Source organism: Novosphingobium sp. GW821-FHT09E05 (assembly GCF_059416165.1).
This window is the reverse complement of record NZ_JBWKOQ010000003.1, coordinates 61394-82644: the sequence shown is the minus strand read 5'-3', so window position 1 is coordinate 82644 and position 21251 is coordinate 61394. Positions and strand designations below refer to the sequence as shown.

Annotated in this window: 21 protein-coding genes; 4 read left to right on the top strand and 17 right to left on the bottom strand. The window is 66.0% G+C overall.

Annotated features, from left to right (window positions below):
• The first annotated feature begins 95 nt into the window (after window positions 1-95).
• The 3 genes from AC07M9_RS14860 (at window position 96) to AC07M9_RS14850 (ending at window position 3127) form a co-directional block, all read left to right on the top strand.
• On the top strand, window positions 96-1958 hold the full coding sequence (locus tag AC07M9_RS14860; RefSeq protein WP_494884633.1) for a diguanylate cyclase: 1863 nt from the start codon (window positions 96-98) through the stop codon (window positions 1956-1958).
• 82 nt (window positions 1959-2040) lie between these two features.
• Window positions 2041-2427 carry an MbcA/ParS/Xre antitoxin family protein gene (locus tag AC07M9_RS14855; protein WP_494884632.1) on the top strand — a complete coding sequence of 129 codons (387 nt, stop codon included), beginning with the start codon at window positions 2041-2043 and terminating at the stop codon, window positions 2425-2427.
• Window positions 2428-2440: 13 nt separating this feature from the next.
• On the top strand, window positions 2441-3127 hold the full coding sequence (locus AC07M9_RS14850; protein WP_494884631.1) for an RES family NAD+ phosphorylase: 687 nt from the start codon (window positions 2441-2443) through the stop codon (window positions 3125-3127).
• A gap of 6 nt (window positions 3128-3133) precedes the next feature.
• Here AC07M9_RS14850 and AC07M9_RS14845 read toward each other — a convergent pair whose 3' ends face one another.
• The 12 genes from AC07M9_RS14845 to cpaB all read right to left on the bottom strand — a co-directional run bounded on the left by AC07M9_RS14845 (window position 3134) and on the right by cpaB (window position 14524).
• Window positions 3134-3955, bottom strand: coding sequence for a response regulator (locus AC07M9_RS14845; RefSeq protein ID WP_494884630.1), 822 nt, complete (start codon window positions 3953-3955; stop codon window positions 3134-3136).
• A gap of 251 nt (window positions 3956-4206) precedes the next feature.
• On the bottom strand, window positions 4207-4671 hold the full coding sequence (locus AC07M9_RS14840; protein WP_494884629.1) for a hypothetical protein: 465 nt from the start codon (window positions 4669-4671) through the stop codon (window positions 4207-4209).
• Between the two features lies 1 nt (window position 4672).
• Complete coding sequence (locus AC07M9_RS14835) at window positions 4673-5113, bottom strand: TadE/TadG family type IV pilus assembly protein (protein WP_494884628.1); 441 nt, start codon at window positions 5111-5113, stop codon at window positions 4673-4675.
• Window positions 5114-5126: 13 nt separating this feature from the next.
• Complete coding sequence (locus tag AC07M9_RS14830) at window positions 5127-5372, bottom strand: Flp family type IVb pilin (protein WP_494884627.1); 246 nt, start codon at window positions 5370-5372, stop codon at window positions 5127-5129.
• A gap of 142 nt (window positions 5373-5514) precedes the next feature.
• A complete protein-coding gene (locus AC07M9_RS14825) occupies window positions 5515-7362 on the bottom strand; it encodes a TadG family pilus assembly protein (protein ID WP_494884626.1) in 1848 nt (615 codons plus the stop codon).
• Window positions 7359-8048 (bottom strand): tetratricopeptide repeat protein, encoded by a 690-nt coding sequence (locus AC07M9_RS14820; RefSeq protein WP_494884625.1) that lies wholly within the window; start codon window positions 8046-8048, stop codon window positions 7359-7361. The genes AC07M9_RS14825 and AC07M9_RS14820 overlap by 4 nt, the downstream gene beginning before the upstream one ends.
• Window positions 8048-8947: a type II secretion system F family protein gene (locus AC07M9_RS14815; protein ID WP_494884624.1), complete on the bottom strand. Its 900-nt coding sequence runs from the start codon at window positions 8945-8947 to the stop codon at window positions 8048-8050. Before AC07M9_RS14815 ends, AC07M9_RS14820 begins: the two co-directional genes overlap by 1 nt.
• On the bottom strand, window positions 8947-9849 hold the full coding sequence (locus AC07M9_RS14810) for a type II secretion system F family protein (RefSeq protein ID WP_494884622.1): 903 nt from the start codon (window positions 9847-9849) through the stop codon (window positions 8947-8949). The genes AC07M9_RS14815 and AC07M9_RS14810 overlap by 1 nt, the downstream gene beginning before the upstream one ends.
• Window positions 9843-11207 (bottom strand): TadA family conjugal transfer-associated ATPase, encoded by a 1365-nt coding sequence (locus AC07M9_RS14805; RefSeq protein WP_494884621.1) that lies wholly within the window; start codon window positions 11205-11207, stop codon window positions 9843-9845. The genes AC07M9_RS14810 and AC07M9_RS14805 overlap by 7 nt, the downstream gene beginning before the upstream one ends.
• The gene (locus AC07M9_RS14800) at window positions 11204-12370 is read right to left on the bottom strand and encodes a CpaE/TadZ family protein (protein ID WP_494884619.1); all 1167 of its coding nucleotides are present in this window, start codon (window positions 12368-12370) and stop codon (window positions 11204-11206) included. Before AC07M9_RS14800 ends, AC07M9_RS14805 begins: the two co-directional genes overlap by 4 nt.
• Before the next feature lies 1 nt (window position 12371).
• The gene (locus tag AC07M9_RS14795; RefSeq protein WP_494884617.1) at window positions 12372-13571 is read right to left on the bottom strand and encodes a type II and III secretion system protein family protein; all 1200 of its coding nucleotides are present in this window, start codon (window positions 13569-13571) and stop codon (window positions 12372-12374) included.
• A gap of 23 nt (window positions 13572-13594) precedes the next feature.
• Window positions 13595-14524: a Flp pilus assembly protein CpaB gene (gene cpaB / locus AC07M9_RS14790; RefSeq protein ID WP_494884616.1), complete on the bottom strand. Its 930-nt coding sequence runs from the start codon at window positions 14522-14524 to the stop codon at window positions 13595-13597.
• Between the two features lie 422 nt (window positions 14525-14946).
• Between cpaB and AC07M9_RS14785 the strand changes: the two genes are divergently transcribed.
• Window positions 14947-16293 carry a hypothetical protein gene (locus tag AC07M9_RS14785; protein ID WP_494884614.1) on the top strand — a complete coding sequence of 449 codons (1347 nt, stop codon included), beginning with the start codon at window positions 14947-14949 and terminating at the stop codon, window positions 16291-16293.
• 9 nt (window positions 16294-16302) lie between these two features.
• On the opposite strand, the gene AC07M9_RS14780 is transcribed toward AC07M9_RS14785, so the two are convergent.
• The 5 genes from AC07M9_RS14780 to AC07M9_RS14760 all read right to left on the bottom strand — a co-directional run bounded on the left by AC07M9_RS14780 (window position 16303) and on the right by AC07M9_RS14760 (window position 21208).
• Window positions 16303-17169 carry a sensor histidine kinase gene (locus tag AC07M9_RS14780; protein ID WP_494884612.1) on the bottom strand — a complete coding sequence of 289 codons (867 nt, stop codon included), beginning with the start codon at window positions 17167-17169 and terminating at the stop codon, window positions 16303-16305.
• Entirely contained in the window at window positions 17166-17582 is a 417-nt protein-coding gene (locus tag AC07M9_RS14775) for a response regulator (protein WP_494884611.1), read from the bottom strand. The genes AC07M9_RS14780 and AC07M9_RS14775 overlap by 4 nt, the downstream gene beginning before the upstream one ends.
• Before the next feature lie 149 nt (window positions 17583-17731).
• Window positions 17732-17944 (bottom strand): hypothetical protein, encoded by a 213-nt coding sequence (locus AC07M9_RS14770; RefSeq protein ID WP_494884609.1) that lies wholly within the window; start codon window positions 17942-17944, stop codon window positions 17732-17734.
• Between the two features lie 170 nt (window positions 17945-18114).
• Window positions 18115-19329: a hypothetical protein gene (locus AC07M9_RS14765; RefSeq protein ID WP_494884607.1), complete on the bottom strand. Its 1215-nt coding sequence runs from the start codon at window positions 19327-19329 to the stop codon at window positions 18115-18117.
• An 862-nt stretch (window positions 19330-20191) separates the two neighbouring features.
• On the bottom strand, window positions 20192-21208 hold the full coding sequence (locus AC07M9_RS14760) for a ParB/RepB/Spo0J family partition protein (RefSeq protein WP_494884605.1): 1017 nt from the start codon (window positions 21206-21208) through the stop codon (window positions 20192-20194).
• Between the last annotated feature and the right edge of the window lie 43 nt (window positions 21209-21251).

Sequence of the window (21251 nt, the reverse complement as noted above, 5' to 3'; positions counted from 1 at the left end):
CACGCAATGGGTCGTCGCACGACAGGGAAGGAATTCGATTGCAACGCACCGCCAATTGACCGAGGGCAGAACCTTACCGTTCTACGGAGATTCCCTTGGTAGGATCGTTGTCCAACCGCATCGTCGTCCTGTGCAGTATTCTGTGCCTGCTTTTGGTCGTGCTTGCGGGTCTTCTGCTGGAAAGCGCCGCGCAGATGCGGGACAGCCTGACGTGGGTCACCCATTCGTCACAAGTGCTCAAGACGGCGAACGCTTCGCTGCGGCACCTGCAGCAGGCCGAATCGGGCCAACGCGGCTACACCCTTACCCGTAACCCGGAATTCGGCGAGGCGGTCGAGATCGAACTCGCGGCGGCACGGCGCGCCACGGGCGACCTCATGGTCCAGACGGCGGACAACCCCGCGCAGAATGCGCGGGCGTCCCAGATCCGCACCGTGGTCGCCCAGCGCGTCGACGAACTTGAAGGTGTCGCCAGGCTGGCGCGCGCGGGCAACTTCTCCGGCGCCGAGGCCAGTGTCGCCTCCGGTCGCGGCCGCTATCTCATGCAACTGGTCGACGCCCGCGTGAACGACTTCCTCAACGAGGAGCGCGCGTTGTCGCTGGCGCGCACGCAGGCCATGGAGCGCCGGTTGAACTATAACCGGTGGCTGGTGCTCGTCGGTACGCCGATCATGCTGGCCTTCATCGGCTTCATGGCGATGGGGCTGATCCGTCGGGTCCGAAAGCCGGTCGACGAGATGATGACGGTCATGGGCCAGCTTGGCGCGGGCGACCGTAGCGCGCGCGTGATCGAGGCCATGCAATCCAGCGAATTCGAACGTCTCGCCAAGGGCTATAACGCCATGGCGGATGAACTGGAGCATGCCGTCGCCGATCAGGTCGACAGCGAGGAACGCCTCCGCGTCGCCAATCTCGAACTGAGCGAGAACAGCGAGGTCCTGCGCGAGCGCGGCGAGGTCATCGAACTCCTCGGCGGCATGGCGCACCGCATGCAGGCCGCGCGCACCGACGAGGAACTGGCCTCGATCATCCGCGTCTTCGTACCCCGCGTGCTGCCCGAGATTCCAGGCGCACTCTACGCCCACAACAATTCACGCAACCTGCTGGTGCCGATAGCCGCCTGGGGGGGACTGGAAGTTGCCGCCGCCGGCTTCGCACCGGACCAGTGCTGGGCCCTGCGCCGCGGCCAGAGCCATTTCGTGGTCGAGCCGGGCTCCGACATCGTCTGTGCCCATGCCAGTTCGCATGCGGGACCACAGGGCGGGGACGAGACTCACCACTACCACTGCGAGCCGCTGCTCGCGGGGGGCGAAGTGATCGGCGTGCTGTACCTTAAGGGTGTCGTGGGCACGGAAAACCGTTTCCGCCTGACCGTGCTGACGGAGAACATCGCCTCCGCCCTCGTCAACCACCGCCTCCAACGCGGGCTTCGCGAACAGACCATCCGCGATCCCCTCACCAGCCTGTTCAACCGCCGCTACATGGAAGAGACGCTAGCGCTCGAAATCGCGCGCGCCTCGCGCTCGGGCAGCCCGCTCAGCCTCGTCATGTGCGACGTCGATCACTTCAAGCGCTTCAACGACGAGTTCGGTCACGAGGCCGGCGACGCAGTACTCCAGGCCGTTTCCGCCGAAATGCGCAGTCGCTTCCGCGACGGCGACGTGATCTGCCGGTTCGGCGGCGAGGAGTTCACGATCATCGCACCGGGTACCTCCGCCGCCATTCTCGCCAACCGCGTCGAGATCGTGCGGCAGGGGATCAGCGAACTGATGGTCCAACAGGGCGGGCGCACGCTGGGATCGCTGACGATGTCCTTCGGGGTCGCCACCTGGGAAGAAACAATGGAGCGCGATGGCTCGACCCTCATCAAGGCCGCGGACGCCGCGCTCTACCGTGCCAAGCGAGAGGGCCGGAACCGGGTGGTCCTGGACGCCCGTTCGGAATCCATCGCAGCCTGACCTCGCCGATACCGACGCGCATATAATCATTATCTTGAAAATTGATTATATATCGCACATACTGTGATCCGAAAGGATCGCGATGGCCACTGCATCTCTCGCTGCGGCACCGGACCGCAAGGAACTCACCGGTCCGGCCTTGCGCACTTTCTTTCGCATCGCCGAGGCCTGGGACCTCAAGGAACAGGAACAGATGCGCCTGCTCGGCCTCGACAGCCGCTCGACCTTCCAGTCGTGGAAGCGCGGGGCGGTATCGGCCATCCCCAAGGACGCGCTGGAGCGGATTTCCTACGTCCTGGGCATCTACAAGGGGCTCCAGATTCTGCTGCCCCGCACCGCCGACGAATGGGTCCGTAGGCCCAATGCCAGCCCGGTGTTCGGCGGCCGCTCGGCACTCGACCGCATGATCTCGGGCAATGTCGCCGACCTCTACGTGGTGCGCCAGTACATCGACGCCCAGCGCGGCTGAGCGCTCCAAGCGCATGGACATCCCCGTTTGCCCGGTCCGCTGGACGCCCTGCTATCGCATCGTGCCGAGCCGCTTTCCGCCGATCTCGGTATTCGACGCGGTGGCCGATCCGGCCGACCTCGACGCCGTATTTGCGCTCGAGGCAATGACCAACGACCGTCTGCGCGAGGAAATGGGCGACCTCTCGCTGGTCCCGCCTGGTGACCGTGTCTCGGGTTCTGGGTCCACGCCGGTGATGGCCGCCTTCACGCACCTCAATCCGCAGGGAGACCGCTTCACCGACGGCAGTTTCGGCGTTTTCTACGCCGCCAGCACGGTCGAGACCGCCCTGGCGGAAACGACCTACCACCGCGCCCGCTTCATGGGCTGGACCGAGGAGCCCGCGCAGGAACTGGACATGCGCGTCTACGCGGTCGATCTCGACGCGCGCATGCATGACGTCCGCGCCTTGGGCGACTCGCTGCCGGCCATTTACGATCCCGACTTCTACGGCGCGTCGCAGGCACTGGCCCTGACGCTGCGGGCCGAAGGCGCAGATGGCATCGTCTATGGCAGCGTCCGCAACGCCGGCGGGGAATGCGCCGCGGTATTCCGCCCGCGCCTGCTTTCGAACTGCCGGCAGGAGCGCCACTTGTGCTACGTCTGGGACGGACAGGCCATCACCACCGTCTACGAGAAGCGCGCCTTCGGAACACTCTGAGCGCGCCTAGCCGCGCTGGCGCACTTGTTCCGACAGGTAATCCACCAATGGCTGCTCGAACTTGGGGTTGATCGCAAGGAAGTGCCGCCGGCGGTCCTGTTCGTCCGGCAGTCGGCACAACACGCTCTCGTCGACCAGGCGGCGCACCAGGCGCAGCGCCGTGCTCATCGGCGCGCCCGAAGCGATACAGGCGCTCGACACCGAGACACGGCGACCCTCGATCTTCGCAAGCAGCAAGTCCAGCAGCATGGCCCAGGCCGGATCGCCGAACAGTTCTCCCCCGCCGATTTCACGGCGCTTGGTTTCCCGCCGCAACTGGTCACGGATGAAGCCGATCAACTGCGGCGGCTCGACCGGATCGCCCGGTGCGCGCGGCGGCGCTGCGATTGCCCGTTCCGCCGGCTCGACCGGGGCTTCCGGCGTTGCCAAGCGGCCAGGCTCGTCCATCAGGTGCGAGAGCCGCTGCAGTTCGGTGCTGAGGTTGGAAATCTGGTCCAGCAAGGCCCGGCGCGCACCCTTCGCAGGGGGCATTCCCCTGATGCGCTGGAGCGCGCGGCGCAAGTCGGCCGGGCTGATCGGCTTTTCCAGGAAATCGATGGCGTTGGCGCGCATTGCGTCGATGGCGACGTCCTTGGTCGCATAGCCGGTTGCCATGATGAAGCGCAGCTGCCTGCCCTCGGCCTCGGCCTGCTGCGCCATTTCCTGGATCAGCGTGATCCCGTCGAGTCCGGGCAGATTGTAGTCGACGATGGCGATCGAGATGTCATGGTCCACGAACAAGGCCAGCGCTTCGTCGGAGCTGGACGCCACGAAGGGCTCGTAGCCCATTTGCCTCAGGCTGAAGGCACATTCCTTGCCCCAATCCGCATCGTCGTCGACGATGAGTACGGGCTCGATCTGCTGGAATACCCCCGCCTCGATTGCCTTGGGGATGTCCGAAGGGCTCGGCACGTAGCTGCCCCCGCCTTCCGAATGCCCATCTTCCTCATCAGGACCGTTGGGTCCGAGTATCGACCCAAGTCTTGTTCGCCAATTCTTAGGCATCGCGCCACCCCGCCGATTATCTTGTTGCGATTGCCTTACCACATTCCCGGCAGATGTTGTTGCATCGCCACCGACACGATTGCGATCGCGACGATGGCCGATGCATCGGGACGTCGCCGGACCGCCCCTATCCTCTGCACAGCAGCTATCAGGAAAAGCGCGAGGACGGCAACCGCGATCATAGTCGCCGCGCCGCTCACGCCCAGCCATGTAGCTCCCGCTGACAATAATTTAATCTGCCCGCCGGTAAGCACCCGCGCCCGCGTCCGCGAGCGCAGCGCGGTAACCCCGCCTCCGGCGACAAGCAGGCACCCGAGTCCGGCCGCGCAGGACAGCGCGAAAGCCGGCAAGCCGCCCAGGAGGGCGGCGCCGGCAAGGCCGAATCCGGCCAGCACGAGGTAAAGCCAGTCCGGCGCGGTCCGCCCTTCCCAGGGCAGGACGACCACCGGCATGAGCACCAGGATTAACAGCGCGAGGTAGAAATATCCCGCAGCTTCCAAGTCAGTATCCTCCGTTGGTCACGGTGACGCTTGCCTCCACGTTGCTGGAAGGCAGGGGGATGAAATTGACGAATCGCCTGATCGGGCTGCCGCTCATGTCATAGCTGACATTGACGCGGAACGTGCCCGTGGTGGTCCCGGCGACTGCCGTGATAGTGGGCTGAACGGTGCCGCCCAGGATCGAACGGTAGTTCTGGATCACCTCGGCGGCCCGCGCCCGTGCCAATGTTCCGCGCTCCGCCGTGTTGAGCCCGGCGACGGCGGCCCGTGCACCCTCGGCCGCGGCCTGCCTCACGCCCATCGCGGCGGTGAAGTAGATCGAATAGACGATGATGCCGAACACGAGGAACAGCAGCGCCGGAGCCAGCAGGACGAACTCCAGCGCCGCGATTCCGCGATCGCACTTCAGCAGTCCAAAGCTCGTCCTGGCTGATATGCGCATCACCCTGTCTCCGTCAGGGAATCAGGTCGGCGAAAGCATCACCCAGTTCTCCCGTGAATGTGGCGCCAATGGTGATCAGCGCGGTTACGATGATACCACCCAGCACGGCGTATTCGACGGCGGTCAGGCCGCGTTCGTCGGTGCGGAGACGGACGACGAGGTTACGAATCGAAGTAATCATATGCAGCACTCCCCATTCCTTCTTCGATGGATCACGCATTTCGAGCAGAAGGGGCCCGGAAGCGCTATAATTCTTCACCACATGTTTCGACGTGATGGAAAGTATTGGTTTAATATGCGACCCATATCGCCTAGTAACTTTACGAAGTTGGTAGTGTAATTTTTGTTAATAAGGTCAATCCGGCTGCAATTCTCCTGCACTCCGACCGCATCGACTTCGTTCATATCAAGACCGGAACCCCGCAGCGCGCGCCATTGACCCAGACCGAGGCGTGGCCCAGCTGAACACCAAGCGCGACCAGCACATTGGTCAGCAACGGATCGACGACGCTGGTCACCACGCCGGTCAGCGGCGTGGTGATGGCGGGCAGAAGATTGGTACGGACAAGCGTGTCGCTGATCCCGCACAGCCCGCCCAGCAGGCAGAGTTGAATACCTTGCTGCCCGCTGGGATCGTTACCCGTCAGGCTGTTCACCAACCCCTGGACGGTGGATCCGATCTGCGCTTCGTTGGGCACCACGAGAGGACTGCCAGGCGCGGTCGGGCTGCCGATGGTTCCGTTGCCCGCGCCCGGCCCGAATGTCAGCACCGCGCTATGTATTCCTCCGCCAAGGACAGGTTCGGCGATGGCCCTGCCCTTCAACGACACCAGTTCGATGGGTAGGACGGGAAGAACCTTGATCCCGACTTGCGCGATCTCGGTGTAGCCGATCTGCCCGGCATTGATCGGGGGCAGCGGCTTGGTCATGGCATTTGCCGGCGGCGTCCCGATGTAGGCCTTCACCAGCGCTGACCGGACCGCCACTTGCACCCTGGTGTTGGTCTTCTGTTCGGTCTGTTCGACGCAACTGATGTCCGCGACCTCTGCTTCCGCGGCGGCGACGTCGATCAGAATCGGAACATTCGCCCTGGCTACATTGAGCGGCAGATTGAGCAGGGTCACGTTGACCTGCAGCCGCAGCATCGAGGTGCCGACTTTGGTCTCCGCCGCCGCCGGGCCGAATGCGAAACGCGGCCGATCCGGATGGCCGGACACGACGGCGCCGATCTTGACCTCGCTGCCCGTCAACAAAGGAGGTGTGACCAGCGGCTGGAGCACCTTCGACAACTCAACGACGACCGGTCCTTCCTGGACCGCATAGCTGATCAGTTGGTAAGCGTTGAGCCCGGCGCGCAGCGCGGGCTGCACGTCTGCCCCGCCGACCGGCATATTCTTCCAGACGCCGACACTGAAAAGCCCCTTCAAGGGCACGTTGTAGCCTCGGCCGACAGCCATTCCGAATGCATTGAGCGCCGCCTTCGTAGCGGGCGTGCCGGCGGCTTCCGCGGCAGCGAGCGAAATGTCCTGAAGATCGAACGAACGCTGGGTCAAATCCCCGTACGTACCCGTGAAGCTGGCACGCCGGGCCAGGGCATCGAAGAATCGCCCCGCATCGACGTTTCCTCCGAGCAGCGCCTCGATGTCCGCCGTCGACAGGCGCAGCTTGATCCCCAGCAATCCCCCCAGCAGCTCATTCACGGCCACGACCAGCGGGTTGGTGACCGTCAACAGGCCGGAGGTCACGGAAACGCCGGCCTCGTCTATGCGGGCGGCGCTCGCAGTGGCGGTGAGCTGGGGGATCGGGCTCGCCGCGCCGAGAACGCCGGACAGAAACTGCCGGCTGGCCTTGCGCGTGGTCAGCCGCACGGCGTTCGTCCCCTTGAGACTTCCGGCGCACCCGGCACCGGATGCGGAGAACCGCGAGCCGGACGCCCGGCTGATATCCGCGCAATAATAGCCGACCTCGACGTTCTGCAGTACCGAGGGGTCATAGCCGTTGCTGCGCAGGTAGCGCTCCGCCCGCGCCCTGGCCTGGGTGGGCTCCATCGACGCCGCCATGGCAGCAGCTTCAGTCGCCACCCGGAGCTGGCTATTGCCCGAATAATACAGTCCCACATCGAGTGCGAGGCCGGTCGCGACAAGAAGGGACGGCGCGAGCACCGCGATCATCGGCCCGATGGCACCGCGCTCGTCGCGCGCAAGTTTGCGCGGGCCCCTGCGGCACAAGCGGACGCCAAGCGCGCTCATGACCCGCGCGGCGCGGCGCCGCCTCCCGCTGCGGCAAGGCGCGCGGCCTCGCCCGCTACCTGCTGCCGAAGCCTGCCCTTCTCGGCCGCGTCGGGCACTTGCGCCAGCATTGCCTCGGCCTCGCCGAGACGGCCGGTCATGGTCAGCGCCAGGATGAGGTTGTTGCGCACGACGCTATCGTCGGGAGCGAGGTCCCGGGCCCCGCGCAGGGTCTCGACCGCCAGACCGGACTGTCCGGATCGGAGCCGCGCATAACCCAGCGCATTGGCGATGAAGGCATCGGCCGGGCTCTGCTGCAACGCCGCAGCATATTGCGTCACTGCCTGCGCCCAGTTGCCCTCCGCGGCGAGCACGTGACCGCGGACCGCCTGTGCGGGCCCGCTCCGGTCGCTTGCCGGAATACGCGCGAGCGCTGCGCGCGCGGCGGTGACCTGATCGAGATCGAGCAGGCAGTTGACGCGCAGCAATTGCCCTTCCCGGTCATCCGGGTTCTGCCGGTCAAAATCGTCGAGATAGGCGATCGCGGCGCGCGGCCTGCCGTCGGCGCGGGCCTGGCGGATGAGCGCCATGTAAAGGCCCCGGGTGGAATCCTGCGCCGCATCGGCGGTGGCACCGGCCGCCAATGCCGGCACCGATGGCGACAGGAACAGGGGAAGCGCCGTTGCGAGAAGGAGGAAGCGGATCATCACGAGCTACTCCGCAAGGTGTCGAAAATGGCGGCCACCGGCGGCCCGGCGAGGACGATGAACAGCGCCGGCATGAAGAAAACCAGCATCAGCACCACCATGCGCACGGTGATCTTGCCGATCGCCTCGCGCGCGGCGGCGACGCGGCGCTGCGAGAATTCGCGGATGAATTCGCGAAGCGCCGGGACCAGTTCCATTCCCTGGAAAAGCGACTGCCGGAACAGCGCCGCCAGCTCACGCGAACCGTTGACGTTGACCCGCGCCGCCCAGCGCTCGAAGGCGACCTGGTAATCCTGTCCGCGGTCGAGATCCTCGACCAGCATCGCGACCAGCCGCGCATGGTTCGGCACTGCCACGCGCTCGTCGCGTGCGATGCCGCGGAAGCACTGGTCGAGCGACACGCCGCTTTCGAGCATCATCAGCATGAGATCGAGGAGGAAGGGGAACTCCGTCGTCAGCATCCGTTCGCGCCCGCTCGCGCGCATCTGAAGCGCGTACTTGGCGCCGATGTAGGTCAGGCCGGTGAGCGCGAAGGTCGGGAAGACCGGCTTGAAAGGGTTGCCGGTCACCACCCAGCACGTCCCCATGCAGGCCGCCGCCACCGCCACGGACGCGGCGATGCGCAGGAACACGAAGACGTCGACGGCGCCCGGGTCGAAATAGCCGGCAGTGCGCAGGCGCTGTTCGATCTCGTTGCGGTCGCGGCCTTGCCCCAGAGGAATGCGCGGCGGGCGAAGCCCCTGCCATCCGCGCGGCGCGGGCGGTGCGGAGCGCATGGCCTGCCCGTCGATGCGCGCGCGCAGCCGGGAGTCGACCTGCAGCCACCGCACGCCCGCGACCGCGAGCAGCAGGCCGCCAACGGCAATGGCGAAAGACAGGAAGGCGAGCAGCCCGACCATCAGAAGGCCAGCCTCATCATGCGGCGGATGATCATGATGCCCACGAACTCCAGCACGATGGCGACGAGCGACATCTTCTGCCCCCGCGGGTCGGAGATGAAGAAGTCGATATACGTCCGGTTCATCGCCACGAGGATGGCCATGCAGATCAGTGGCATGCCGATCAGCACGCGCGAGCTGACTTTGGCTTCGGACGTCGCCGCAGCCAGTTCACGGCGGATCCGCACCCGCTCGCGCAGGATGTTGGCGAGGTTGCCGAACACCGTCGAGATCGACCCGCCATACTTGAGGTTGGTGCGGATCGCGGCGGCGAACATGGAAAGTTCGGGGATCTGCAACCGGTCGGCCAGCTGCTGCATGGTCTCGGCCACCGGCGCTCCCATCGCCAGCTTGCGCGCAGCGGGCGCAAAGTAGCTACGGATCGAATCCGGCGAGTCGGCGAGCGAGCGCTCGAGCGCCTGCGAGAGCGAATTGCCGACCGCCTGCAACTGCCGCACACCGTCGAGATAGAGCGGCAACGCATCGGTCAGGGCCTCGACCCGCTTGCGCGCGCGGCCCTGGAGCCACGCCAGCCCTGCGGCCGGCAGCCCCAGGAGCGCAATCAACGCCGCTGCGGGGCCGGCGATCAGGAGCACCACCAGCGTCAGTATCAGCACGGCGCCAAGAATGATCTGCAGCGCCGGTATGGTCAGTTCGACCTGCGCCCGGGCGAGGAGGGGCGCGATCCGCTCGGGCACGGTCACGGCAAGGGCGGCTCGCGGGGGTTCGATCCCCCGTGCGGACATCGCGGCGAGCCGGCGGTCCAGGATCACCTTGCCCTGCGCCCGCGCGGAGAACCATGTGTAGGCCATCGCGCCCAGGATCAGGAACGCCAGCAACAGATAGGCGCCTCCCTTTACCATGCGGCGCCGTCCTTCGCGCCGACAAGCGGCATTACGTAGTCCCGCAGTCGCGCGACGTGGTAAGGGCGCGGCGATACGGTGCGGAACAGGCCTTCACCGGACATCGCGGGCTGCTCCTCGAAGTGGAACAGCTCGTTCAACGTATAGGCCTCACCCTCGACACCGGTGACTTCAGCCACCGAGGTGATGCGGCGGCTGCCGTTGGTAAGGCGCTGGATATTGACGATGACGTGGATGCTGTTGGCAACGAAGCGGCGCACGGCACGTACGTCGCTCTGCGCGCCCGCAAAGCCGAGCAGCATTTCCAGCCGCGACAGCGCATCGCGCGGCGTGTTGGCATGCAGCGTCGCCATCGAGCCGTCGTGCCCGGTCGACATGGCCTGCAGCATTTCCACCGCCTCGACCCCGCGCACCTCGCCCAGGATGATGCGGTCGGGCCGCATGCGCAGGGCGTTGCGGACGAGGTCGCGGGCGCTGACTTCGCGGCTGCCGTCGACGTTGGGCGGCCGCGTCTCGAGACGCACGACGTGGTCCTGACGCAGCTGAAGCTCAGCGGCATCCTCGATGGTGACGAGGCGCTCGGCGTTGCTGATGCAGCTCGACAGCACGTTCAGCAGCGTGGATTTGCCGGCACCGGTGCCCCCGCAGATCAGGATGTTCAGGCGCGAGCGCACGGCGGCGGTAAGGTAGGCGGCCATGGCCTGGCTCATTGAGCCGCCAGCCACGCAGTCATCGACGCTGAGCGCCTGAAGCCGGAATTTGCGGATCGACACCAGCGGCCCGTCGAGCGCAATCGGGGGGATCACGATGTTGACGCGCGAGCCGTCGGCCAGGCGGGCATCGACGAAGGGCGTCGCCTCGTCCACGCGGCGACCGATGGGGCCGACGATGCGCTGGATGATGTTCATCAGGTGCGCATCGTCGCGAAAACGTGTCTCGACCCGTTCGAGGATGCCGCCGCGTTCGGCATAGATCGTGTGGGCGCCGTTGACGATGATATCGTCCACGGTCGGGTCGCGCAGCAGCGGGGCGAGCGGGCCGAGGCCCACCACCTCGTCCTCGATGTCCTCGACCAGCAGCAGCCGTTCCGCGCTGTTGAGCGCCAGCTGGCCGCGGCGGCTGCGGCTGTTGATGACCTGCTCGATCTCGGCGCGCAGCCCCCGCCGATCCAGCGCCTCGGCAGTCACGCCTTGCGTCTCCAGCTGCTCGATGACCTGCCTGCAGGTCTGCGCCTTGACCGACTGGTAGCTGTCGCTCATCCGCTGCGCCGCAGGCTGCGCGATGGGAGCCTGTCGGCGCCCCTCGACGGCCGTACCCTCGGCGCCGCTGGACGGGCCGTCGTTGGTCAGCAGGCTCATGCGGTGCGCTCCACGGACCGCAGGATGGCCTTGCGCATCCTGTCGATGCCGAAGTTCGTGGACTTGCCCGGCGCGGTGATGCCGCTCGCGCGCCGGATCGCCTGCGCATAGAGGCCGCCGTCGCGCTCCGTCATCATCGGTCGGCCCGCGTTGAGAGCGTTGCGCATCTTCACCCGGTCGGTCGGAATACCCATCATCGAATCGATGTCGAGCGCGTCCGCCATGCGGCGGCCATCGAGCAGGATGCGCGGGTCGTGGTCCCACACCAGCAGCCGCAGCCGCTGTGCGCTGGCGGTGTCGAGCGCGACACGGTCGAGTAGACGGCGGCAGGCGTCGAGTTCACGGATGGACTGGCTGCACACCACCTCGATGCTCTGGGCCTGCGAGGCCAGTTCGCGCAGCAGTCCGCCATTGCGCAGACTGCCGCCGCAGAGCACGACATGGGCGCAGCTTGCCCGCAGCAGCTGGATGAGGCCGACGATGTCCGCCGGACCGATGCCCACCGGCTCCGCCCCCGTACCGCCGTCGAGCGTGAGCAGCGACAACCCGCTTACTTCGTGGCGCGCTAGGGCATCGCTGAGCAGGCTCGCGTCCATGCGATCGAGGTCGGTCACGGCCGCCGCGAGGCCATAGTCCACCTTGAGGTCGAGATAGGCCTCGGCCGTGCTGGAAGGCAGCGTGCAGTCGATCAGCAGCGTCGCCGGGCCGTCGAGACTATGCGCCAGCGCCATGTCGGTGGCGAGCATCGCGGTCGCGTCGCGGTCGGTGCCGAGGACCAGCGTCAGCCGGCCCAGCCGGCCCTGCGTCGCCAGCGCGGTGTTGAGCACGCGCGAGAGGATTTCGCTGACTTCCGAAGCCACCGCGCCGCGCGGCATGACGTCGGTCGCGCCCGAACGGATCGCCTGGAGCACCTGCACCGCGTACATGTCCTCCGTCGCGAGCACCACTGCCCTGCCCGGAGCAGCCTGCGCCACTTCGGCAATGACCGAGGCCATGGCGCGTTCGGCCGGGATCGAGGCGTGGTCGATGATGACGATGCCCGGCCCGTCGAACGTGGCGTCGTCGAGCGACTGTGCCATCTCGACCGAGACATGCGCGCCCATCGCGTCGGAAATGCGCTGCGCCAGCGCGCGGTCGATCGAGAGGAGATGGATGCGCACCATGTCAGCGCCTCACCACACCGAAGGCGCTGACGGCTTTTTCGACGCCGTCGTTGCCCACGATCATCTGCGCCATGCTCGGATCGAGCGAAGGCATCGTTTTGGCCAGCACTGGTTGCACGGCTTCAGGCTCGACGAGCCGCGGGGTGGCGACGATGATCAGCTCCTGCTGCTCCTTCTGGTTCTGCTGCCGCTTGAAGAAGGCCCCCAGGACCGGCAGGTCGCCGAGGAACGGAACCTTGTCCTTGCTCACGGAGCTGTTGGTGTAATTGAGCCCGGCGATGACGAAGCTCTGACCGCTGCCCAGTTCGACCGTGGTCTCGGTGGACCGCCGCCGGATGCCGGGCACGACGTAGCCCTGGAGCTGGACGCCGTTGTTGTAATCGAGTTCGCTGACCTCCGGCGCCAGCTTGAGGACGATGTTGTTTTCGGACAGGACGTAAGGCGTCACCGAAAGGCGCACACCGAACTCCTTGTACTGGATCGCGATCGTGTTGCCGCCGCCACCGCTGGACTGGGGCACCGGCACCGGGAACTCACCGCCGGCAAGGAAGCTCGCCTTCTCGCCAGAGCGCACCAGCAGCGTCGGCTGTGCCAGGAGCTGCGACAACCCGTTCGTGGACAGCGCGCTCAGCACGGCGCCGATACCGCGATTGGGCGCGGCCAGGAACAGGTTGAAAGCGCTTTGTATCGGGGCCGAGTTGGTCGTGGTGAAGCTGCGGCCGTAGTTGGTGCTGCCACTTGGGGGAGGCGACGCGTTGAACGTGTACCCGTTCAGCGCGCTGGGCGAGACGATCGCCCCCTGCAGGTCGCCGGTCAGCTTCGCGAAGCTGAATCCCAGCGCCTTGAGCGTGGAGGAGGACACGGCCGCGAACTGCACGTCGACCGCTACGACTTTCTCGCCGGGCCGCAGCGGTCCGCCCGAACCGCCGAAGGACGGAGCGGCGGGGCTCACCTGCACCAGCGTATCGGAGATCAGCGAACCGTCGGCCGAATAGACGCTGACTGTCGCCTGACCCGCCGTAAGCCCGGTGATACGCAGCGACCGCGCCGAGGGCGAGGACACCGAGATGACGTTCTCGCGGCTGACCTCGACCCGCCCGATCGAACGCGGGAACGAGAGCGTGCGTGCTTCGTCGACCTGCAGAGTGCGCTGCTCCTGCGCATTGGCGCCGGTCGACAGGCCCAGTATTCCGATGGCCATCTGGCCTGCTGCGATAAGGGCTTTCAACGCGAACCACTCCCCGAATAGATGACTTCGCGGTTTCCGCCGACGACGAGCTCGATCGCATGCGGCGCCTGCCGGCGCGGCGCGGCGGGTGCAGCCGGCCTGGCCGCGACCTGCGGGGCCATCATCGGGACCGGCATGGCGGCAGGTGCACGCGCCGCCGGTTCCGGAGAAGAAGCGATCTGGACGGAAGAGACTTCCACGCTGTCTTCGGGATTGCGCAGGGAGAGGTAGAGCGCGCCGGTGCTTTTCGCGAGCGACAGTTCGGACACCTGCTGCGGCGTCAGCGCCAGCGTCACCGTCCGGGCGGGCGGCGGGGGCGCAGATACGCTGTCCGTGACGCCGTCCTTGACCTGCGTGCCAAGCACGACGTCGCCCACCGCCAGCACCGGCACCATCTGCAGCAAGGCCTTGGCGCGGCTCCGACCGTTGCCCCGGCTTCCGCTGATGGCGTCTTCGCCGGGGTACACGACCTGAACATCGACCCGGTCGCCCGGACGAACCAGGCCGGCAACCGCGATTTCCGCGGTAGTGTCGATGCTGATCGCGCGCATGCCCACCGGCACGCGGATCGCCAACTTGGATTCCTGCTCCAACGCCTCGCGAGGAATAAGCGTGTTCGCCGCGATGTCCCGGGTGGCGACGCGGCCGATAACTTCAGCTGGAGTCGCCGCAGTGGGAACGCGCGCCGGATCGTATGCCGCGTTGCGGATCATGTCGGCACGAATGGTCTCGCCGATCTTCACGTCGCGCGTGGTTGCCGCGAAAATGATGCCCGCCGCCTGTGCCGGTTGCCCGGCGACCGTCACGACCGGCGTCGCCCGAGAGGCCGAAGAGCGCGCCAGTTCGCGAACGCCGAGGAAACCGAACGTGACGGCTGCCACAAGGCCGACCCCTATCGTCAGTTTGGCCTTCGAACCCAGGCGCATGTATTTCCCCTTATATTTTGCGCTTACGCAAACCGTATCGCTGCCCCTGCGATCCGAAATCCGCCAAGCGTCCCATCCCGGGGCAGGCTCAACTTCATTCGTGAATGATAGCGCGTCGCCGATTCACGAGGTCATGGAGAAGAAGCCGATACGAGGGCATCCGACCTCGCCCGTAAATGCAGCGCCCCGCACATCGCCCGGCCGCTGCAATACCCGGCATGCAAGTGCCTTGCAGGCCGGGTATTGATGCGGCCCGATCAAATTTGCCGTCACTTTCACATCGGTTCTTTTCGTGACTTGCCCTAATGCTGCGGGCAATAAGAACTGAAGCTTCTGCAACACTGTTGTCTGGAATCCGCCCGGCTGGGTCTCGGACGGATTTCCTTGGATTCACACGAACTTTTCGGCGAGTCGACGACGGTTTGCGTATCACGCTCGGGAGCCAATCGACGGTTCGTGCACTTAACGGCGCGACCCTCTCTTTCGGCAGTCCCGGAGAATGCGGGCACGATAATGAGGAAGACGATGCGACAACGACCAATCCGAACATCAGGCATCGAGGGGATAGGCCGATAATCCCGTTCTCGCAGCGCACCCGTAGAGCACGGCCCTGGGAAGACGGTACCCGCCTCTACCCGGCCGCCGTCGCCATCTGCGCCCTGATTTTGGGGCTGACGTCGGCCGCGGCGCCAGGCGCCGGTGTCCTAAGCGCCATCGCGGCCGGCGGGCTGTTCGTCCTGCATCGGACTGTCATGGCGCTCGCCATTGCCGGGTTGCTCGCGATAGGGCTTTTCTATGTGCCAGGCGCAAGCCAATCCGCAGTCTACTGGGCCGATCTCGTGCTCATGGTCGCGGCTGCGGTCTTTCCACGACGTCTGGCACCCGCGCTGCTTCAGGCATCACGATGGTCCTGGCTGCTGGCCATGATCATAGGGAGCGTGGGACTGAGCCTTCACTTCATCCTGACCGGACCCGTGGTACAGGCTGCGGTCGCGATCGCGGCAGTTTGCGCCGCGTTCATCGGGGCCGGCATCACCCGCCATCTTGCGGTGGTCGACGCAAGGCTGCTGGCCTGGGGCGACGGTGGCCTCGGCGAGGTAACTCGCGACCTGCTGCTTGGCAGGATCACCAGCGGAATGCTCCACGACCTTGCGCAGCCCCTCAACGTGATCTCGATGGCAAACGCCAACATGGACTATATCATCGAGCACCTGAGCATCGAGGACGAAAGCCGCCTGCAACTGCAGGAGCGGGTCAAGCGGATCGCTTCCCACACCGAAGGCGCAGCGAGTATTCTCAGCCTGTTCCGCTGGTTCGGCCGCGACGGCAGCGACGGCGACGGAGAACTGACCGTGCGCAGTGCGCTGGAGCGCGCGCTGGCGGCCACGAAATCGAACGTGCGCCATCACGGCGTCTCGGTGAATCTGAAAGGCAATGCCCTCGACCATCTCGTGCCCGGTCAGCATGGCGCTCTGGAGATGATGGCCGTGGCGGCGCTGCTCAGCGCCTTTGGGGGCTTCCTCGGTCCGGACGGCAAGAAGCTGCGCGGTGACGTGATGTTGCATGCGGCGGTCACGCCGGCCCATATCGTCATCACGGTGGAATCGACTGACCCGTCTGGCCAGGCTATGCCCAGCCGCCGCATAGACGAGGCCACCTTGTGGCTGCTCGAGCAGGTAGCACGGGATGCCTCAAGCGATTTCCGGTGTCTGGTACGCGACCGTCAGCCCGTTCGCTTCATCATCCGACTGGGCCGCGACGACATCTGATATCCGGACCTAGGACGCGGAGGCCAGCGGCAGGTCGATCTCGACGCGCGCGCCTTCCTGCTCGTCAGCGATCAGCCGGACGGTGCCGCCAACCTTTTCCACCGCCTGCCGGCAGATATGAAGACCAAGGCCGGTACCGATCCGCGGTTTGGTGGTAAAGAACGGCTCGAACACAGCCTGCGCCAAGCCGCTGGCTAGCCCGGCGCCGTTGTCGGAAACCACGCATTGGACGGTATCGCCCTTCTGCCTCAACCTGATCGCGATGCGCCCACGGCCATCCCAGCCCGCCTCGCGCCGCCCCTCGATGCTTTCGGCGGCATTGCGCAATATGTTGACGAATATTTGCTCCGCCTCGACCTGGCACAGCGCCACCCCGGCATGCATGTGCGGTCCGCCCTCGTCGATTTCGATATTGGCGCCTTCGAACAGGGGTCTGAGGAATTCCACGGCATTGCTCGCCGCCAGCCCGATATCCGCGCGAACCGTACCCATGTCCCGCCCGGCCGCATAAGCCAGGGTCCGGGCGATGATGGTCTGCGCGCGCTCGACCTGCTCGGCGATGCGCGTGATCGCCTTGTCCAGCTGCCCCCTCGTCATGTCCGACCGCCCCAGCATCATGCGCAGGTTCTCGTTCGCGACTGAGATCGAGAACAGCGGCTGACGCAGTTCATGCGCGAGGGCGCACGACTGCTCGCCCAGATCGGCCAGTCGCGATTTCGCGGCCAGGGTATCGAACCACTGACGCGCCTCATCCAGCTCGAAGCTACCGCACGGAGACGGGGCAACAGTATCTTCAGCTGTACGGCACGACTGCTTCGCGGGCGTCGATCGGCTCCAGTTTTCGATGTCGCGCTGCGTGATTTCGTTCGGTCTCATCGTGAACCGTCTCCATGCTGCGTCGATATTTCGAGTTCGCCCAACAAATCCCGCAGGACTTCGATCAGGACCTGCGGTCGCACGGGCTTCGTCAGAACCATGTGGTCCGGCATGATCAACGCCGGGTCCGGCCGAATCTGGTCGCCGGTGATAAAAAGGTAGCGGAACGCGCGCATATGAAGTTCGGCATGAGTGCGAATGCGCGGAATGATCGAAAGCCCCGAATCTCGCCCCAGCCGGACATCGCAGGCGAGCACCCGGATCGAAGGGTTGTCCTCCAGAGCGGCGATCGCCTCGTCGAGATCCGACACCCCGATTGCGGGGATGCCGTGAAGCTCCATGAACGTCAGCAATTCCTCAACGATCTCGTTCACATCATCGATGAGGAGGACCAGCGCGTTTTCATTGCGCATGTGACTACCTCTTTCTGCTCTCCCGCAGCCCGATTTTTGTCCAAGCCGGTGCTACTTACTGTCACTTAGGTTGTTGTACGTTTCCAAATCAATAACAATGAGGGATTATTCCGGTAGCTCTGTTAGCTGAGGATAAGTCCTTAGTAGTTTCAGGCGCAGCTGCGGCAACTCGTTCGTTCGGCATGGCGGTGACCGCCTTTCCAGCCGAGAGTGCTGCGTGCGGCCGGCTGCTCGGCCTTGTGGTCGAGTACTTCGATCGCCCCTGAAATCATGGCGACTGCGGCCAGCGATTCCTCGTCATTCAGCAGATCGAGGGCGATGCGAAGGAGGTCGCGGGCATAAGGTGCTGTGTGGTTCGGCATGAATTCCTCCTCATACTGTCCCGCAAGCCTCCCCCAGCTTGCGGGAAAAGAAAATGGAGGGGGTGGCCCATGGCGGGGGCCACCCCCTCCCCCCACCTCGTCATCCGAGGTCGGGCTGCAGCGTGTCCAACCAGGGGGAGGGCAACAGAGCGGCGGACACGCCAGCCTCGTTAGTTGCCCGCGCGCCCCAGCAGTCCGCCCAGGGGGGACAGCAGCGAGCCCGTGCCGGACGAGCCGCCAGTCGTTCCGCCAAGCAGACCGCCGACGACGCCGGTGACGGAGCCTGTCACGGAGCCGCTCACCGAGCCGCCGACCGTGCCGCTGAGCGAACCGCCCACGACGCCGGTCACCGGAGCCAGGACGTTTCCGCTCCCGGTGCCGCCGCCCGTACCTCCCAGGAGGCCGCCGACGACACCGGTAACCGGAGCCAGCACATCGCCGGCACCCGAGCCGTTGCCGGCACCGCCCAGAAGGCCGCCCACCACTCCCGTTACCGGAGCGAGGACATCGCCCGTACCCGAGCCGCCGCCAGTGCCGCCCAGAAGGTTCCCGACCACGCCGGTCACGGGAGCCAGGACGTTACCGGTCCCGCCCGAGCCGATGCCGCCGACCGCTTGTCCGAGCGAGCCGTTCACTGCGTCGAGCACTGGCGAAGCCACCGCATCGACGGCGTTCGTGACAGGCGCCACTACCGGTGCCAGGCCGTTGGTCACTTGCGTGACACCCGTACCGACTTGCGCACCCAGCAGCGAGCCGGCCAAGTTGCCCACGGGCGCCAGCCCTTGGGCAACCCCCGCGGCGGTGGTCGGCAGCGTCACAGCAAGGACATTGCCATCAGCAAGCACGTCTGCCGTCACCAACTGACCCGCGACGAGCCCCGGATTGTTCGAGAGCACGTTGACCCCCGCAAGCGTTCCGGCGCTGCTCGGCCCGGTCAGGGCATTGTTGCCGAGGTCGACGCCGAGGATCGGCCCGGCGTAAGCCGGGGCCGTGCCCGAACCGCCGCCCGGCAAGCTCCCCGTAAGTCCGCCGACGAGGTCGCCGAGCTGTCCGGTAACCGGGGCAAGGATGCCGTTCTGACCGACGACCGGCGCCAGCACCGCGTCCACGGTACCGAGCAGGGGCGTCGTCACCTGGCTGACCGTCGAGGTGACGCCGGCCACGGCGGGCGAAAGCCCATTCGTGAGCTGCGTGACCGTCGAGCCGACCTGCGGACCAAGGAGCGATCCGGCCAGAGTGCCCACCGGAGCAAGCGCTTCCTGCGCCTGCGCCGCCGTGGTCGGCAGGGCGACGTTCACTACCTGGCCGTTTCCGGTCAGCACATCGACCGCGATGGTGCCTCCGTTGGGCGTCGAGGTACCCGGCGTGACATTGACATCGATCAACGTCCCTGGGCCGCTCGGACCGAGGATCGGGTTACCGCCGATGGTGACACCAGCGACCGGGCCGGTCATGCCGGTGGGGCCAGTGGGGCCAGTGGGACCGGTCGGACCTCCGGGACCGGTCGGACCTCCGGGGCCGGTCGGACCTCCGGGGCCAGTCGGACTTCCGGGGCCAGTCGGACCTCCGGGACCAGTCGGACCTCCGGGACCAGTCGGACCTCCGGGGCCAGTCGGACCTCCCGGGCCAGTCGGACCTCCGGGGCCAGTCGGACCTGCAGGCCCGGTGGGACCGGATGGATCGCTCGGACCCGACGGGCTGCTCGGACCCGACGGGCTGCTCGGACCCGACGGGCTGCTCGGACCCGACGGGCTGCTCGGACCGGATGGACCGCTCGGCCCGGATGGACCCGACGGCGTGCCGCCGCCGCCGGCGCCTACGCGAAAGCCGACGCCATCGGCGCAAGCGCCCAGGAGAAGAAGAGGGATGGCCGTGGCGCAAAGCAGGATGTGCCTCGCGGATTGGCGCGGTGTGTTACGCATTGTGTTGTCCTCCATGACATGCCCAGTCCGCAAAGGGTTAGGCACAGTCGGAGGCGAGATCGCGCCAAGAAGAAGCCGCTGCGGCCACACGTGCCTGCTTGAATAAGACGGCGTTTAGAGGCTCCCAGGAAAGCCCCCTAGATGCGTGTAAAGCCACGCGCGAAATACGCACAGTGCCCGCAAACCCCGTGCGGACGGCGTGGATACCGCGCAAAAAGAGACGGCCGACGCGCAAGTGGGGGCTTGCGCGTCGGCCGGGCAATGGAGCCGGATTGAAAGTTGTTCGTGAAGGACCCCTGCACTTTTTCTTCGCAAGGGCAGATCTTCAGTCGAGGTTTGGATCGACTTCCGCCGCGACTCGGGCGCGGCTGTCCAGAATGGCGGCGCGCAGAGCGGACAGCACGCTGTCGAGATCCGCATCCGAAGCGATCGCCAGATCAACCGAGAGCCCATCGCGCCCAGGCTTGATCCGCCCGACCTGGTTTTCGCCGACGACGATCTGCATATCCTGGCTGCGTGATGTTCCACCGTCCATGGCGGCCTGCTTGAGACGGGTCAGAACCGTGGCGGGAGGGATCATGCGATCGCCCGCCGCTGCCAGCCGTTGCTGTTCCTGTCCTATGGCGCGGGCGGCCGCCAGCACGCGGTCACGCTGCTCGGGACGCCGGAGCAGCGGCGTGAGCACCTCTGAATGTCGCACGCGCAATTCTTCGCGCGTGGCGAAGGCATCGACCACGTCATCCGGCATCTGCGCCATCGACAACAGTCGGCTGAGCTGGCTGTTCGAAAGGTTGAGCGCCTCGGCCATGCGAGACTGCACCCCTCCGTAGAACCGATCCACGGCGCCCTGATAGCTGCGCGCGCGGTCCAGTTCGGTGATATCCTGCCTTTCGCGGTTCTCGATGTCCGCGAGCCTGAACGCCTCCTCGTCGCTCAGATCGACGACCATGGCGTTGAGTCGGATTTCAGGCCGGCCATTGTGATTGAGCCAGTTGACCGAGAAGCGGCGCCGGCTACCCACAAGCAGTTCGTAAGGCAGTTCGGAGCCCGGCGGATTCTGCCTCACGAGGACAGGAATGCGGTTTCCGTCTTCCTGTGCAATCGATTCAATCAATGTCCGGCAGCTGTCGGCAGAGAGCCCTGGAACGTCGCGCGGATTGCCATCCCACACCGAACAATCGCCGGGCCGAATGGAAATCGCCGTCCGGCGCCCGTTGCCCTGGACGAAACCGGCGAGCCGCTGGTCCAGTCGCGAGAGTTCCAGACCCTCCGCCCGCGAAGCGTCGGCGGCATCGGGTTCGTAGGAAAGCGTGGTGAGAATATCCCGAACAAAGCCACCCATCAGCCGCTCCCCTGCTGCCATGATCCGTTGGCACATGCATAGC

Bases quoted from the DNA above. Each gene is read 5' to 3' on its own strand.
- AC07M9_RS14770 (WP_494884609.1), bottom strand. From the start codon at position 17,944: ATGCCGAACCACACAGCACCTTATGCCCGCGACCTCCTTCGCATCGCC.
- AC07M9_RS14815 (WP_494884624.1), bottom strand. From the start codon at position 8,947: ATGGTCGGGCTGCTCGCCTTCCTGTCTTTCGCCATTGCCGTTGGCGGC.
- AC07M9_RS14820 (WP_494884625.1), bottom strand. From the start codon at position 8,048: ATGATCCGCTTCCTCCTTCTCGCAACGGCGCTTCCCCTGTTCCTGTCG.
- AC07M9_RS14825 (WP_494884626.1), bottom strand. From the start codon at position 7,362: ATGAGCGCGCTTGGCGTCCGCTTGTGCCGCAGGGGCCCGCGCAAACTT.
- cpaB (WP_494884616.1), bottom strand. From the start codon at position 14,524: ATGCGCCTGGGTTCGAAGGCCAAACTGACGATAGGGGTCGGCCTTGTG.
- AC07M9_RS14855 (WP_494884632.1), top strand. From the start codon at position 2,041: ATGGCCACTGCATCTCTCGCTGCGGCACCGGACCGCAAGGAACTCACC.
- AC07M9_RS14800 (WP_494884619.1), bottom strand. From the start codon at position 12,370: ATGGTGCGCATCCATCTCCTCTCGATCGACCGCGCGCTGGCGCAGCGC.
- AC07M9_RS14835 (WP_494884628.1), bottom strand. From the start codon at position 5,113: ATGCGCATATCAGCCAGGACGAGCTTTGGACTGCTGAAGTGCGATCGC.
- AC07M9_RS14775 (WP_494884611.1), bottom strand. From the start codon at position 17,582: ATGCGCAATGAAAACGCGCTGGTCCTCCTCATCGATGATGTGAACGAG.
- AC07M9_RS14805 (WP_494884621.1), bottom strand. From the start codon at position 11,207: ATGAGCCTGCTGACCAACGACGGCCCGTCCAGCGGCGCCGAGGGTACG.
- AC07M9_RS14795 (WP_494884617.1), bottom strand. From the start codon at position 13,571: ATGGCCATCGGAATACTGGGCCTGTCGACCGGCGCCAATGCGCAGGAG.
- AC07M9_RS14760 (WP_494884605.1), bottom strand. From the start codon at position 21,208: ATGGGTGGCTTTGTTCGGGATATTCTCACCACGCTTTCCTACGAACCC.
- AC07M9_RS14810 (WP_494884622.1), bottom strand. From the start codon at position 9,849: ATGGTAAAGGGAGGCGCCTATCTGTTGCTGGCGTTCCTGATCCTGGGC.
- AC07M9_RS14850 (WP_494884631.1), top strand. From the start codon at position 2,441: ATGGACATCCCCGTTTGCCCGGTCCGCTGGACGCCCTGCTATCGCATC.
- AC07M9_RS14780 (WP_494884612.1), bottom strand. From the start codon at position 17,169: ATGAGACCGAACGAAATCACGCAGCGCGACATCGAAAACTGGAGCCGA.
- AC07M9_RS14845 (WP_494884630.1), bottom strand. From the start codon at position 3,955: ATGGGCTACGAGCCCTTCGTGGCGTCCAGCTCCGACGAAGCGCTGGCC.